Origin of the sequence: Kitasatospora sp. NA04385 (genome assembly GCF_013364235.1) — a bacterium.
Taxonomy (GTDB): Bacteria; Actinomycetota; Actinomycetes; order Streptomycetales; family Streptomycetaceae; genus Kitasatospora.
Genome location: NZ_CP054919.1, coordinates 2,695,498 through 2,709,063 on the forward strand (window position 1 = coordinate 2,695,498; position 13,566 = coordinate 2,709,063).

12 protein-coding genes, 2 tRNA genes and 1 pseudogene are annotated in these 13,566 nt (G+C 74.9%); 9 read left to right on the top strand and 6 right to left on the bottom strand.

Features of this window, described 5'->3' with window-relative positions:
- Nucleotide 1: 1 nt before the first annotated feature.
- From HUT16_RS11720 to HUT16_RS11750, 7 genes are all read left to right on the top strand, one after another.
- Nucleotides 2-1,222: a hypothetical protein gene (locus HUT16_RS11720; RefSeq protein ID WP_176188007.1), complete on the top strand. Its 1,221-nt coding sequence runs from the start codon at nt 2-4 to the stop codon at nt 1,220-1,222.
- The gene (locus HUT16_RS11725) at nt 1,219-2,817 is read left to right on the top strand and encodes a hypothetical protein (RefSeq protein WP_176188009.1); all 1,599 of its coding nucleotides are present in this window, start codon (nt 1,219-1,221) and stop codon (nt 2,815-2,817) included. The genes HUT16_RS11720 and HUT16_RS11725 overlap by 4 nt, the downstream gene beginning before the upstream one ends.
- Complete coding sequence (locus tag HUT16_RS11730; protein ID WP_254897765.1) at nt 2,814-4,217, top strand: AAA family ATPase; 1,404 nt, start codon at nt 2,814-2,816, stop codon at nt 4,215-4,217. The genes HUT16_RS11725 and HUT16_RS11730 overlap by 4 nt, the downstream gene beginning before the upstream one ends.
- A 181-nt stretch (nt 4,218-4,398) precedes the next feature.
- Entirely contained in the window at nt 4,399-4,797 is a 399-nt protein-coding gene (locus tag HUT16_RS11735) for a hypothetical protein (protein WP_254897766.1), read from the top strand.
- A gap of 138 nt (nt 4,798-4,935) precedes the next feature.
- Nucleotides 4,936-5,478 (top strand): bifunctional DNA primase/polymerase, encoded by a 543-nt coding sequence (locus HUT16_RS11740; protein WP_176188011.1) that lies wholly within the window; start codon nt 4,936-4,938, stop codon nt 5,476-5,478.
- 74 nt (nt 5,479-5,552) lie between these two features.
- Nucleotides 5,553-5,626, top strand: a tRNA-Lys gene (locus HUT16_RS11745).
- A 112-nt stretch (nt 5,627-5,738) separates the two neighbouring features.
- Nucleotides 5,739-5,981 (top strand): hypothetical protein, encoded by a 243-nt coding sequence (locus HUT16_RS11750; RefSeq protein ID WP_176188013.1) that lies wholly within the window; start codon nt 5,739-5,741, stop codon nt 5,979-5,981.
- A gap of 14 nt (nt 5,982-5,995) precedes the next feature.
- On the opposite strand, the gene HUT16_RS11755 is transcribed toward HUT16_RS11750, so the two are convergent.
- From HUT16_RS11755 to HUT16_RS11765, 3 genes are read right to left on the bottom strand one after another with little or no spacing between them, the layout of a single operon-like run.
- Nucleotides 5,996-6,622: an LUD domain-containing protein gene (locus HUT16_RS11755; protein ID WP_176188015.1), complete on the bottom strand. Its 627-nt coding sequence runs from the start codon at nt 6,620-6,622 to the stop codon at nt 5,996-5,998.
- Nucleotides 6,619-8,037 (bottom strand): lactate utilization protein B, encoded by a 1,419-nt coding sequence (locus tag HUT16_RS11760; protein ID WP_176188017.1) that lies wholly within the window; start codon nt 8,035-8,037, stop codon nt 6,619-6,621. Before HUT16_RS11760 ends, HUT16_RS11755 begins: the two co-directional genes overlap by 4 nt.
- A complete protein-coding gene (locus HUT16_RS11765) occupies nt 8,034-8,828 on the bottom strand; it encodes a (Fe-S)-binding protein (protein WP_176188019.1) in 795 nt (264 codons plus the stop codon). The genes HUT16_RS11760 and HUT16_RS11765 overlap by 4 nt, the downstream gene beginning before the upstream one ends.
- Before the next feature lie 57 nt (nt 8,829-8,885).
- Here HUT16_RS11765 and HUT16_RS11770 point away from each other — a divergent pair.
- Nucleotides 8,886-9,419, top strand: a pseudogene (locus tag HUT16_RS11770) (GntR family transcriptional regulator); the annotation flags it as partial.
- 84 nt (nt 9,420-9,503) lie between these two features.
- Here the strand turns inward: HUT16_RS11770 and pgi are convergent.
- Together pgi and HUT16_RS11780 are read right to left on the bottom strand one after the other, a co-directional pair.
- Entirely contained in the window at nt 9,504-11,165 is a 1,662-nt protein-coding gene (gene pgi / locus HUT16_RS11775) for a glucose-6-phosphate isomerase (RefSeq protein WP_176188021.1), read from the bottom strand.
- Between the two features lie 172 nt (nt 11,166-11,337).
- Complete coding sequence (locus HUT16_RS11780) at nt 11,338-12,918, bottom strand: Na+/H+ antiporter (RefSeq protein ID WP_176188023.1); 1,581 nt, start codon at nt 12,916-12,918, stop codon at nt 11,338-11,340.
- Between the two features lie 113 nt (nt 12,919-13,031).
- On the opposite strand from HUT16_RS11780, the gene HUT16_RS11785 reads away from it, so the two are divergent.
- Nucleotides 13,032-13,105 (top strand) — tRNA-Lys (locus tag HUT16_RS11785).
- A 51-nt stretch (nt 13,106-13,156) separates the two neighbouring features.
- Here HUT16_RS11785 and HUT16_RS11790 read toward each other — a convergent pair.
- Nucleotides 13,157-13,543: a VOC family protein gene (locus tag HUT16_RS11790; RefSeq protein WP_176188025.1), complete on the bottom strand. Its 387-nt coding sequence runs from the start codon at nt 13,541-13,543 to the stop codon at nt 13,157-13,159.
- Between the last annotated feature and the right edge of the window lie 23 nt (nt 13,544-13,566).

Here is a 13,566-nt window from a genome sequence, read left to right on the forward strand (position 1 = left end):
CATGAACGTCTCGCACCTGGGGCAGGCCACCCCGCCGCTGCGGCGGCTCTCCGAGTTGCGCGGCCCGGCACCGCAGCGCAGCCTCGACGCCCGTGCCCTCGCCGCCCTCGCCGCCAATCCGGGCTGCCGCCGCCGCGCCCTGCTGGACGCCGCGGGCGTCGACAAGATCGCGATCGCCCAACACCTGGGCCGCCCCGCGCCGTTCGGCCAGTCGCCGTTCGCGATCCGGCGCGGCCTGCTGTTCGAGTCCCGGCTGAAGCGGGACGGGTACGCGGTGCTGCTGGAGCCGCTGCGCCGCCGGCTGGGCGTCCCGGACGACGAACTCTCCTCGCTCGCCGTGCCGGACCTGCTGCCCGCGGCCTCCCCCGCGGTCCGCGCGGAGCGGACGGCGGCGGTGCTGGCCGAGGCCGCCGCCGACCCCGCGGCCTGGACGCTGCTGGACCACCCGCTGCTGCGGCTGGACGTCGCGGGCAGCCCGGCCTACCTGGAGCCGGACGCGCTGGTGGTGCACGCCGGCCGGTGCACCGTGGTGGAGATCAAGTCCTTCCCGGTGCTGGACGGTTCGGCCGATCCGGCGAACGTGGGCGCGGCCGCCCGGCAGGCCGCGGTGTACGTGCTGGCGCTCCAGGAGGCGGCGGCCCGCCGGGCCGGCCTGCCCCCGTCCGGGGACCCGTACGCCGTCCAGGAGCTGCCCGGCGCCCCGGAGTTGACGGTGCTGCTGGTCTGCCCGAAGGACTTCTCCACCCGGCCGGTCGCCGTCCCGGTCGACGTCCGGCGCGAACTGGCGGTCACCCGGCGGCAGTTGTCCCGGATGACCCGGATCGAGCAGCTGCTCGAAGCGCTGCCCGAGGGCGTCACCTTCGACCTGGCCCGGGACGCCTCGGGCGCACCGACCCGCCCGGCGGGGGAGCTGGCCGAGGCGGTCGCCGCGGTGCCCGCCGCGTACGCCCCGGAGTGCATCTCCACCTGCGAGCTGGGCTTCCACTGCCGTTCGCAGGCGCGCTGCGCGGGCGCGGTGGAGCAGTTGGGCCGCGGGGTGCGCGGCGAGCTGGGTTCGCTGCGCACCGTCGAGGAGGCGCTGGCGGCCGCCGGGCGCGGCGGCGAGGAGGGCCTGGAGCCGGAGCTGGAAGGCGGGTTGGGCCTGGACGAGGCATCCGAGCGGCTGGCGTACGCGGCCCGGCTGCGGGCCGAGGCGCTGGCGTCGGCGGGTGGCGCGCGGTGAGCCTGCTGTCCACGCTGGCCCGGCTGGAGGCGGTGCGGGCGCAGCGGGCGCAGCCGCTGGCCACGGTGCGGCACCGGCACCTGTCGGAGCGTCCGATGGTGCTGGTGCCGCTGGCGGCGGCCGGCGAGTCGGGGGCCCCGCTGGCGATGCTGCTGGGCACCGACCGGGGGGCGCCCCGGCTGCACTTCGTGCCGCAGCCGCTGAACCGCACCCAGCGTTCGGAGTTCCTGGCCGCGGTGGCCCGCGAGGTGGTGCCGTACCTGGAGTCCTTCGGGGACGAGGTGGAGCTGCTGGAGGGCTCCGAGAAGGACCCGGTGAGCGGCGAGAAGGTGCCGGTGGTGCGGGAGCTGTGCGCCGACGCGCCGCAGCTGCTGGTGCCGAACGCGGGCGGCGTGGCGCACCTGGCGCTGCTGGGCCGCTCGACCCGGTTCCGCCGCACGGTCGAGGACCCGGATCCGGGCGAGTACCCGTCGCCGACCGAGGTCCCGCTGCTGGGGCGGTGGTTGACGCACCTGACGGACCGGGCGCAGGTGCCGGGGTCCTCGATGCTGCTGGCGATGACCGGCCTGCTGTCGCGGCACTGGGCGACCGGGCAGAGCAACCTGGAGGACCAGCACCTGGCCGCCCGGCTGGCCTGGCACCTGCCGCCGGCCGGCCTGGAGCCGGCCGCCGTGGGCGCGGAGGCCGCCGAGTGGGTGGAGTCCGCGCGGGACGGCGAGGGCCTGCTGCTGCACCCGCCGGCCGGTCCGGTCACCGATCCGCGGTTCGACGAGCGGGTGCTGGCCCCGGCGATCCTGCGGCACGACGCGGCGGTGGCGGTGCGCGAGCGGGCCGGGGCCGCGCGGGACGGCGCGGAGGTCCGCCGGGCCGCCGCCCTGGTCGAGCGGGCGCACGCCGAACTGGCCCGGGTGCTGCTGGCGGCGGCGCTGCCGGCCTGGCACGACGTGTGGAACGGCGTCGACCTGCTGCGGGCCCTGCCGGGGGCCGGCCACCTGCCGGACCGCTGGGAGGGCGACCGCTGGTCGTTCACCATGCACCGGGAGCGGGTGGCGGCGGGCGAGCCCCCGCAGCCGCGCCGGGACGACGCGGTGACGGCGGCCCGCAAGCTGGCCCAGCGCGAGCGCGAGCAGGCGAAGCTGGAGATCCAGGAGGCGCTGGACGACCCGCTGGCGATGGCGGAGCGCCGGCTGTCCGGCGAGGCGTTCGTCGGCGAGGTGGTGGACGTCGTCCCGGAGTGGTCGGCGGGCCGCTCCCCCAAGCCGCGGCCGCTGCTGGTGGTGCGCACCGGGGACCGGCCGCACGCCGATCCGGGCCGCGAGCTGCACCGGGCGCACGCGGAGCCCGCCCAGCGGGCCGAGGTCGTCTCGTCCGGGCCGGGCGAGGTGGTGGTGCGGCTGCTGTCCGGCATGGGCCGCCGCAAGGACCCGGAGCCGGGCAGCGTCCCGGAGCCGGGCAGCACGGTGGTGTTCACCCTGTTCGAGCTGGCGCCCCGGCAGTCCGCGCCGCTGCCGGAGCCCGCCGACACCCCGTGGACGCACGGCGGCCCCCCGGTGGCCGTCGAGGATGCACCGGTCGGTGCGGACGAATGGGAATGACGCGTTACATGGACCTCTCCTCCGGGCCGGTGACCGGCCGTCAGGACGACCGCTCCGCCGAACCGGCCCCCGGCGAGGCCGCCGACCGGGCCGTCGCGGGGATCCTCGACGCGGTGGTGCGCCCCGCGCCGGGCGCGCCGCGCGGCGTGGTGGTGGACTCCCCGCCGGGCGCGGGCAAGTCGACGCTGGTGGTGCGGGCGGCCCGCGAACTGGTCGGCGCGGGCGAGCGCCTGATGATCGTCGCCCAGACCAACAGCCAGGTGGACGACCTGGTCGACCGGCTGGCGTCCAAGGCGCCGGACATCGGCGTCGGCCGGCTGCACGCGAGCGACTCCCGGCCCGCGCCGGAGGCCCTGCGGCACGCCAACGTCACCGCCAGGGACAAGGTCGCCGACCTGCTGGAGCAGGACGTGGTGATCTCCACGGCGGCGAAGTGGCAGTGGGTGCGGACCGAGCAGCCCTGGCGGCAGGCCATCGTGGACGAGGCCTACCAGATGCGCTCGGACGCGCTGCTGGCGGTGGCCCGGCTCTTCGAGCGGGCGCTGTTCGTGGGCGACCCGGGCCAGCTCGACCCGTTCACCGTGGTGGGCACCGACCAGTGGGCGGGCCTGTCCTACGACCCGTCCTCCTCCGCGGTGGTCACCCTGCTCGCCCACAACCCGGCGATCCGGCCGCACCGGCTCCCGGTCTCCTGGCGGCTGCCCGCCTCGGCGGCGCCGCTGGTCTCCGCCGCGTTCTACCCGTACACGCCGTTCCGGTCCGGCACCGGGCCGGACGACCGCGTCCTGCGGCCGGGCCTGCGCGGCGACGGCTCCGCGGTGGACGCCGCGATCGACGAGGCGGCGGCCACCGGCTGGGCGCTGCTGGAGCTGCCCGCCCGGCACACCGTGCGCACCGACGCCCAGGCCGTCGCGGCGGTGGCGGCCACCGTCCGCCGGCTGCTGGACCGCGGGCTGACCGCGCACTCCGAGCAGGGCACCGCCCCGCTCACCGCCGGCCGGGTCGCGGTCGGCACCGCGCACCGGGACCAGGCCGCCGCGGTGCGCGCCGAGCTGGCCCGGCTGGGCGTGCCGGTCGACCCGGCGGCCGGCGAGTGCGTCACGGTCGACACCGCGAACCGGCTGCAGGGCCGCGAGTACGACGTCACGGTCGTCCTGCACCCGCTCTCCGGCCGCCCCGACGCGACCGCCTTCCACCTGGAGACCGGCCGCCTGTGCGTGCTGGCCTCCCGGCACCGGCACGCCTGCATCGTCGTGGCCCGCGCCGGCATCCCCGAGCTCCTGGACGCCCACCCCGCCACCGAACCCGTCCAGCTGGGCGTCGCCGTCAAGTTCCCCGACGGCTGGGAGGCCAACCACGCGGTCCTCTCCCACCTCGCCGAACACCGCGTCCGCCTGTAGGGGGGCACCGCCGGGGGCTCCGGGAGAGCCCCTGGCGGGGCCCGCGCCAAGGGCGCGCGGGGCGTCTCGCGCGCCCCCGGCGGGGAATAGCGCGCGTGGGCGCACCGTTCCGGTTCTGGCGGTTCGCGCGCGACAATGGACGGCGGCCGTCTTTCCCTCGCACTCCCGGAGGTGCCCCGTCATGCCCGACTCGCATCCGCAGGCGTCCGACCAGGGCGGTTCGCCGACTCCGGCGGTCGCCTCCCCGGTGCCTGGCCCGGCCCGGCGGATCCGCCCGGTTGAGTTGATCTTCGAGCCGGCGGGGCCGGAGCCGGAGCCGGAGCGGTTCTTCGACCTGGAGTCGATCGACGACCCCTCCCAACTGCTGTCGCGCTCCACCGAGTTGGCCCTGGCGTTCCGGGCCGCGGCGGAGCGGGCGACCGACTTCCAGGCGCTGGCCGCCGCGCAGCTCGCCGACCCGCGCCGTTTCGACGCGCTCTCGCCGGAGCAGATCGCCGAGCGGGCCGACTGGACGCCGGACTACGCGGTGCGGATGGTCGAGTACGGCCGGTCGCTCCAGCGCCGCGGCCCGGAGGAGTAGGCCCGCACCGAGGGGCGACGGCGGGCCCGCCAGGCCACTGGCATATGCGGCGGGCGATGGTACGCCCCCGCACCCCCGGCTGTCCGGCGAACGCCGTTTTCTCCCCGGCCGGCCGCGCCGCCGGTCCACCCTGACCAGGTGGACATCTGGACCTATCAATCCGTGGAGTACGTCAGCGTCGCCGGGGAGGCGTGGCTCGCCTCCGCCAGCGAGTACCCGAGCAGCATGCGCGCCCTGTGGGAGGCCCGCCCGTGGGCGCCCGCGGTCCTCCCGTGCGGCCGGGCGTTCGACGTGATCAGCCTGCCGGCCGTGTTCGGCCGCCGGGTGCTGGACGAGCTGTGGACCTCGGGCCCGGGCTGCGGCCCGGTGGCGACGTACCGGGGCCGGACGCTGCTGTTCGTGCAGCCGGGGGCCGCGGGGCGGCTGCGGACGCTGCTGGCCTGGGAGGAGTGGGCCCGGGACGTGCCGCCGCTGCTGTGCCACGGCCAGGGGGACGCGGTGACGGTGCCGCCGGTGCAGCGGGCGATCGACGCGCCGGAGTCCACGTCCAGCCGGTGGATCGTGGCGCCGGACACCAGCGAGCCGTGGCTGCCGGGGGCGTCGGTGGTGCTGTGGGCGTGCGTCCGGGCGGCCCGCGGGCGGGCCCGGGAGGCCGGCGACCCGGTGTCGAACGCGCGCTGAACGGGAGGTGCCGCGCCGGGGGAATCGATTTTGGCTCCGGCCCCGGCCGCTGCTAGAGTCTTCCACGTCAGCAGGCGCCGCTAGCTCAGTTGGTTAGAGCAGCTGACTCTTAATCAGCGGGTCCGGGGTTCGAGTCCCTGGCGGCGCACAGACAGCGAGAGGCCCCCCTTCACCGGGGGGCCTTTCGCGTTGCGGCGCGCGGCCGAACGACGTGTCGCGCAGCCCCCGGCGGTGCGTAAAGGGCTGCTAATGTCCGGCCCATGGCGTTCGATGATCTCCATTCCGACTGGGCCGCCTGGCTCGACGCGGAGCTCGCCGAGGCCGAGGCGGCCGCGCTGCGCGGGCACCGGCGGGAGCGGCACCGGCGGCGGCTGCTCCGGTCGCTGGCCTGGGCGGGCGCGGCGGCGCTGGCGGCCGGCCTCGGTTTCGGCCTGGTGTACACGGCGCAGCACGGCCCGGCCCCGCGCCCGGCGGTGACGGCCTCGCCCACGCCCGGGTCCTAGCCGGGGACCGGCGCTCAGCCCAGCAGGACCACCGCCAGTCGGCGCGGCCCGTGGACGCCCTTGACCCGGATCATCTCGATGTCGGCGGTGGCGGAGGGCCCGCTGACGAAGGTGAGCGGCCGGGCCGGGTCGAGCCGGGTGATCGCCCCGGGCAGCGCGGAGTGCACCTGTTCGGCGCGGACGACGCACACGTGCAGGTCGGGCAGCAGGGTCGCGGCGCGGCGCCCCTGGGCGGGGCCGCCGTCCAGGACCAGGGTGCCGGAGTCGGCGACGGCGGCCGCGCAACCGGTCAGGACGGCGTCGGTGGCGTCGAGTTCGGCCGTGCCGAGCGGCGGGCGGTCGACCCGGATCCGCCCGTCCCAGTCGGCGGTCCAGTCGGCGGGCAGCCCGTCCGGGACGACCAGGCTGCGGGCGCCCTCGTCGGCCAGCGCCCGGGCGACGGCCGGGGCGGGTTCCGCGGCGCGCAGCACGCGGGCGCCGTACTCCTCCAGCCGTTCGGCGAACAGCGCGAGCACCGCCTCCCGGTCGTCGGGGTCGAGGCCGGGGGCGTGCCGCAGGTAGTGGCGGGGCGGTTCGGGGGCGGGCGGGACGGCGGCGGCGCGGATCCGGCGGAGGATCTCCTCGCGGGCGGTGGCGGTCATGCCTGCTCTCCTTCGTTGCGCTTCCACCAGCTGCGGAAGGACTCCCGGGGGATGTCGGGCAGCGCCCGGTTGTCGGTCCAGCCGGGGACGGGGGTGCGGGCGGGCAGCAGCGGCCCGACCAGTCCGGCGGCCCGGACGGCGGCCTTCCAGACCGCGGGGCGCTCCATCACGGCGCCGACGGTGTTCAGCGCGGCCCGTTCGACGGGGTGCTTCCCGCCGTCGGCGATCCGGGCGCGCTGGTCGAGCAGCACGTCGGTGAACCTGATCCGCACGGGGCAGACCTCGTTGCAGGCGCCGCACAGGGTGGAGGCGTACGGCAGCGAGGCGGTCTGCGGGTCGTCGGTCCCCTTGAGCAGCGGGTTGAGGATCGCGCCGATCGGCCCGGGGTAGACGGAGCCGTAGGCGTGGCCGCCGGTGCGCTCGTAGACGGGGCAGGTGTTCATGCAGGCGCCGCAGCGGATGCAGCGCAGGGCCTGGCGGCCGACGGGGTCGGCGAGGGCGCGGGTGCGCCCGTTGTCGACCAGGACGAGGTGGAAGTCGCGCGGGCCGTCGCCGTCGGTGGTGCCGGTCCAGGTGCTGGTGTAGGGGGCCATCCGCTCGCCGGTGGCGTTGCGGGCCAGCAGTTGCAGGAAGACCTCCAGGTCCTGCCAGCTGGGGACGGTCTTCTCGATGCCGACCACGGAGATCAGGGTGTCGGCGAGGGTGAGGCACATCCGGCCGTTGCCCTCGGACTCGACGACGACCAGGGTGCCGGTCTCGGCGACGACGAAGTTGGCGCCGGAGACGGCGACCTTGGCGCCGAGGAACTTCTCCCGCAGGTGCAGCCGGGCGGCTTCGGCGAGTTCGGCGGGGTCGTCGGTGAGCCCTTCGGGGGCGGGGCGGCCGTGCCGGCCCATCTCGCGGACGAAGATCTCCCGGATCTCGGCGCGGTTGCGGTGCAGCGCGGGGACGACCACGTGCGAGGGCAGGTCGTCGCCGAGCTGGACGATGGTGGCGGCGAGGTCGGTCTCGCGGGCGGTGATGCCGGCGGCTTCGAGGGCGGCGTCGAGGCCGATCTCCTCGGTGAGCATCGACTTGACCTTGACGATCTCGCGTTCGCCGGTGGCCCGGACCAGCTCGGTGACGATCCGGTTGGCCTCGGCGGCGTCGCGGGCCCAGTGGACGGTGCCGCCGGCCGCGGTGACCTTCTCCTCGACCCGCAGCAGGTGCTCCTCCAGGCCGGCCAGCACCCGGTCCTTGATCGCGGCGGCGCTGTCGCGCAGCTGCTCCCAGTCGGGGCGCTCGGCGGCCAGCACGGCCCGCTTGCCCCGGATGGTGTGGGTGGCGCGGCGCACGTTCTCGCGCAGCTGCCGGTTGCCGACCTCGTGCGCGGCGGCCTCGGGGAACGCGGGCCAGCCGAGGAACGACCTGCTCATCGGACCGCCTCCGTCACGGGGAGGCCGGGCAGCGGCCCGTCCTGTTCGGTGCGGGCGAGGATCTCGGCGAGGTGCAGGGTGCGCACCGGGTGCCCGTCCCGGGTGAGCCGGCCGCCGATGTTCATCAGGCAGGAGTTGTCGACGGCGGCCAGCACGGACGCCCCGGTCTCCAGGACGTGCCGGGCCTTGTCGCCGTTCATCGCGCCGGAGACCGCCGGGTTCTTCACCGAGAAGGTGCCGCCGAAGCCGCAGCACTCCTCCTGGGCGGGCAGTTCGACGTAGTCGATCCCGGCGACGGCGCGCAGCAGCCGGTGCGGCCGCTCCCCCAGCCCGGTGGCCCGCAGGCTGTGGCAGGTGGGGTGGTAGGTGACCCGGTGCGGGAAGTACGCCCCGACCTGTTCGACGCCCAGCCGGTCCGTCAGGTACTCGGTCAACTCGACGACCCGGGGCGCGAGTTCGGCCACCGCCCGGGCCAGCCCGGGGTCGCCCGCGGCTTCGGCGGCCAGCGGGTACGACTCGGCGGGCATCCCGGCGCAGGAGGCGGACGGGACGACGATCTCCTCGTACCCGGCGAAGGTGTCGACGAAGTGCCGGGCGAGCTTCGCGGTCTCCTTGCGGTAGCCGGTGTTGAAGTGCATCTGGCCGCAGCAGCTCTGCGCCGCGGGGAAGTCGACCTCGACGCCGAGGCGGCGCAGCAGGGTGACGGTGGCCCGGCCGGTGCCCGGGAACAGGGTGTCGTTCAGGCAGGTCACGAACAGGGCGGTGCGGGAGCGCGGGGCGTTCGGAGGCATGCCCGCATCATAGATGCAAGCTTAGATGCAAGCCAGGGTGCGTGTCAGAATGACCGGGTGACGACCGACGCCCTCCCCACCGCCGACCGGGCCTACCAGCATGTCCGCACCCGTCTGCTGGACGGCACCTGGCCCGGCGGCACCCTGCTGTCCGAAGGCGTCGTCGCGACCGAGCTGGGCCTGTCCCGCACGCCCGTCCGCGAGGCGTTCCTGCGCCTGCAGTCCGAGGGGTTCCTGCGCCTGTACCCCAAGCGCGGCGCCCAGGTCGTCCCGATCGCCCCGGGCGAGGCCCGGGACGTCCTCGCCGCCCGGGTCCTGTTCGAGCACGCCGCGATCGACACCCTCGCCGCCCTCGGCCCCACCGCGCTGACGGCCGCCGCCGCGGACCTGCTGGCCGCCTGCGAGCACCGCGACCCGCACCCCGTCGAGGCCGGCCGCCACTTCCACCTCACCCTGCTGCGGGCGGCCGGCAACCCCGTCCTGACCTCGCTGTACGAGGCGCTCTGGGACCGGCAGATACGCATCTCGGCCGCCGCGACGGCGACCGCCGCCCACGCCGAGCGGGACCACACCGAACACCTGGCCCTGGCCCGCGCCCTCGCCACCCCCGACCCCGCCGCCGCCCGGGCCCTGGTCACCGCCCACGCCGAGTCCCTGAATGCGGGCCCGCCGTTCTCACCGGCCGCGCAGCTCCCGGTACTGGTCGACCAGGTTGGCGGTGGAGGCGTCCAGGGCCTCGGCGCCCTCGCCGGTGAGCAGGATCGGCTCGATCTTCTTGGCGAGCACCTTGCCGAGCTCGACGCCCCACTGGTCGAAGGAGTCGATGTTCCAGACCGCGCCCTGGACGAAGACCTTGTGCTCGTAGAGCGCGATCAGCTGGCCCAGGACGTGCGGGGTCAGCTCGGTGGCCAGGATGGTCGTGGTGGGGTGGTTGCCCCGGAAGGTCTTGTGCGGGACGAGCTCGGCGGGCACGCCCTCCGCGGCGACCTCCTCGGCGGTCTTGCCGAAGGCGAGCGCCTGGGTCTGGGCGAAGAAGTTGGCCATCAGCAGGTCGTGCTGGGCGACCAGGCCGGGCTGCAGGTCGGCGACCGGGCGGGCGAAGCCGAGGAAGTCGGCGGGGATGAGCTTGGTGCCCTGGTGCAGCAGCTGGTAGTAGGCGTGCTGCCCGTTGGTGCCCGGGGTGCCCCACACCACGGGGCCGGTCTGCCAGTCGACGGGGTTGCCGTCCCGGTCGACGGACTTGCCGTTGGACTCCATGTCGAGCTGCTGCAGGTACGCGGTGAACTTCGACAGGTAGTGCGAGTACGGGAGCACCGCGTGCGCCTGGGCGTCGAAGAACGCGCCGTACCAGACGCCGAGCAGGCCGAGCAGCAGCGGCACGTTCTCCTCGGCGGGGGCGGTGCGGAAGTGCTCGTCGACCAGGCGGAAGCCGGCCAGCATCTCCTGGAAGCGCTCGGCGCCGATCGCGATCATCAGCGAGAGGCCGATCGCCGAGTCGTAGGAGTAGCGGCCGCCCACCCAGTCCCAGAACTCGAACATGTTGGCGGTGTCGATGCCGAAGTCGGCGACGCCCTGCGCGTTGGTGGACAGCGCCACGAAGTGCTTGGCGACGGCCTCCTCGCCGGCGCCGAGCTGCTCCAGCAGCCAGCTGCGGGCGACGACCGCGTTGGTGACGGTCTCGATGGTGGTGAAGGTCTTGGAGGCGACGACGAACAGCGTCTCGGCGGCGTCCAGGTCGCGGACGGCCTCGTGCAGGTCGGCGCCGTCGACGTTGGAGACGAACCGGACGGTCAGGTCGCGGTCGGTGTAGGAGCGCAGCACCTCGTAGGCCATCGCGGGGCCGAGGTCGGAGCCGCCGATGCCGATGTTGACGACGTTGCGGATGCGGCGGCCGGTGTGGCCGGTCCACTCGCCGGAGCGCACCCGCTCGGAGAAGGCGGCCATCTTGTCGAGCACGGCGTGCACGGCGGGCACCACGTTCTCGCCGTCGACCTCGATGACGGCGTCGCGGGGGGCGCGCAGCGCGGTGTGCAGGACGGCCCGGTCCTCGGTGGTGTTGATCTTCTCGCCGCGGAACATGGCGTCGCGCAGCTCGGCGACGCCGGTCGCGGCGGCGAGTTCGCGCAGCAGTTCCAGGGTGCGGTCGGTGACCAGGTGCTTCGAGTAGTCGACGAAGAGGTCGCCGACCCGCAGGGTGTAGCGCGCGCCGCGGTCGGGGTCGGCGGCGAACAGCCCGCGCAGGTGCTGTTCGCCGAGATCCGCCCGGTGCTTCCCCAGCGCGGCCCACTGCGGGGTGCGGTCCAACGGGGTCCGGCCGTTGGCGGGGGTGTCCGACATCGGTTGCTCCTAGCGTCATACGGGTGCGGATACCGGCTGGTTCCGGCGGGAGGGTTGCGCTGGTCCGGCGGGTACGCGTGCGTGTGCCGGCTCCGTCGACGGCCTTGCCCGCCCCAACCCTATGCCCTGTCGGCAGCGGTTCAACGGTCCACCACGGGAGGTCGACGGGACGTCACTTCCGCGCCGACTGGAGGTCGAGCGCGCGCAGCACCCGGTCGGCGACCTCGGGGTCGGCACCGGCCTCGCCGCGGGCGACCAGGACCTCCCGGCGGGAGGCGGCGATCATCTCCTGCTCGACGGCGAAGGCCTGCCGCCACTGCTTGCCGCGGCGCTTGGCCTCCAACGCCTCCTCCTCCTCGTACTTCTCGGGGCAGAGCCGGGCGAGGCGGTCGTGCTGGCGCTCGCGCAGGCGCTCGGTGATCTCCGGCGGGAGCTGGTCCTCGTCCTCCAGTTCGGCGAGCCGGTGCAGTCCGGCCTTGGCGGCGCGCCACCACAGCTCGCGGACGGCCCGCTCGTGCTCGTCGTGGGCGTCGTCCAGGCCGAGCAGCCGGACCACGTACGGGAGGGTGAGGCCCTGGACCACCAGGGTGAACAGCACGACGCTGAACGCGATGAAGACGATCTCGCTGCGGGCGGGGAACGGCGGCCCGTCGTGCAGGGCGAGCGGGATGCCGAGCGCGAGCGCGACGGTGGCCACCCCGCGCATGCCGGACCACCACAGCACGACGGTCTCCCGCCAGCTGATCGGGGTGTCCTCCTCGCCGTGGGTGACCCGCCGGGAGAGCCAGGCGGCGGGCAGCAGCCACAGCAGGCGCAGCAGCACGACCACGCCGACCACGATCGCGGTGTCGCCGATCATGGTGTGCCAGGTGTCCCGGACGTCCTGCAGGACGGTGGACAGCTCCAGGCCGATCAGGCCGAACGCGACGCCGGTGATCAGCGTCTCGACGATCTCCCAGAACGCGTTGCCGACCAGCCGGTAGGAGACCTCGTCGGCGTCGGAGGCCCGGTCGGCCAGGTAGAGCGCGCAGACCACGACGGCCAGCACGCCGGAGCCGTGCGCCTCCTCGGCGAGCGTGTAGGCCGCGAACGGGACGAGCAGGTTGAGCGCGACCTGCTGGGTGGGGTCGTCCAGGAAGCCGGCGATCTTCGCGTTCAGCCAGCCGAGGCCGATGCCGACCGCCACCGCGACCACGGCGGACAGCAGGAAGCGCTCCACGGCGCGGCCCACCGACAGGTCGCCGTCGACCACGGCCTCGACGGCCAGCGAGTAGATGACGATCGCGGTGACGTCGTTGAACAGGCCCTCGCTCTCCAGCACCGCGGTCAGCCGGCGGGGCAGGCCGACCTCGCCGGCCACCGCGACGGCGGCCACCGGGTCGGGCGGCGAGACCAGCGCGCCCAGCGCGACGGCGGCGGCCAGCGGCGCGGTGGGCACCAGCCAGCTGAACACGCCGGCCACCGCGGTGGTGGTGACCACCACCAGGGCGACGGCGAGCAGCAGGATCGAGCGGATGTTGGCCTTGAAGTAGCGCACCGAGGAGCGCCGGGCCACCGCGAAGATCAGCGGGGGCAGCACCAGCGGCAGGATGAACTCGGGGTTGATCTGCACGTTGGGGATCTGCGGGACGAGCGCGAAGACCAGCCCGACCAGGGTCATCAGCACCGGCTGCGGGATCCTGCTGCGGCGGGCCAGCGGCATCGTCACCACCGAGGCGAGCAGCACCAGGAAGAGCAGGGTCAGCTGGCCCACGGTGGTTCCTCTCGGCAGGTGCGGGGTGCGCCAGGCTCAGCATACGTCCGCGCCCCGGCCGGGCCGATTGTGTGTTTCGGGCGCTGACCAGGTAATGTTCTCTCCGTCAGCAGGCGCCGCTAGCTCAGTTGGTTAGAGCAGCTGACTCTTAATCAGCGGGTCCGGGGTTCGAGTCCCTGGCGGCGCACAGACGGTCGAGAGCCTCCCTCCGGGGAGGCTCTCGGCGTTCGCGGCCCGTTCAGGCCTCGTGCAGTTCGTTGACGCACAGCACGTTGCCGTCGGGGTCCTTGAACCAGGCGGCCCGCATGCCGTCCTCTTCGGCCACCCCGTCCACGGTCTTCAGCCCGGGCAGGTCGTACTCCTCGAACACCACGCCGCGGCCGCGCAGTTCGGCCATCTCGGCGCCGAGGTCGGCGACCTTCCAGCTGGCCAGGGTGTGGTCGGCCCGTCCGCCGTACGGGGTCTGGTACATCCCGAACTCGGTGCTGCCGGAGCGGAAGACCACCTCCTCGGCGCTCTCCCGGGCGAGCGTGAGCCCGAGCGTGTCGTGGTAGTACCGCTTGGCCCGTTCGAGGTCGGTCACCGGGATCACCGCGAGCAGGGGTGCGTCTGCCAGCATCGCCATCACCTCCTCCTCCCCCCAGGCTA

Bases quoted from the DNA above. Each gene is read 5' to 3' on its own strand.
- HUT16_RS11720 (WP_176188007.1), top strand. From the start codon at position 2: ATGAACGTCTCGCACCTGGGGCAGGCCACCCCGCCGCTGCGGCGGCTC.
- HUT16_RS11730 (WP_254897765.1), top strand. From the start codon at position 2,814: ATGACGCGTTACATGGACCTCTCCTCCGGGCCGGTGACCGGCCGTCAG.
- HUT16_RS11735 (WP_254897766.1), top strand. From the start codon at position 4,399: ATGCCCGACTCGCATCCGCAGGCGTCCGACCAGGGCGGTTCGCCGACT.
- HUT16_RS11750 (WP_176188013.1), top strand. From the start codon at position 5,739: ATGGCGTTCGATGATCTCCATTCCGACTGGGCCGCCTGGCTCGACGCG.
- HUT16_RS11755 (WP_176188015.1), bottom strand. From the start codon at position 6,622: ATGACCGCCACCGCCCGCGAGGAGATCCTCCGCCGGATCCGCGCCGCC.
- HUT16_RS11760 (WP_176188017.1), bottom strand. From the start codon at position 8,037: ATGAGCAGGTCGTTCCTCGGCTGGCCCGCGTTCCCCGAGGCCGCCGCG.
- HUT16_RS11765 (WP_176188019.1), bottom strand. From the start codon at position 8,828: ATGCCTCCGAACGCCCCGCGCTCCCGCACCGCCCTGTTCGTGACCTGC.
- pgi (WP_176188021.1), bottom strand. From the start codon at position 11,165: ATGTCGGACACCCCCGCCAACGGCCGGACCCCGTTGGACCGCACCCCG.
- HUT16_RS11790 (WP_176188025.1), bottom strand. From the start codon at position 13,543: ATGGCGATGCTGGCAGACGCACCCCTGCTCGCGGTGATCCCGGTGACC.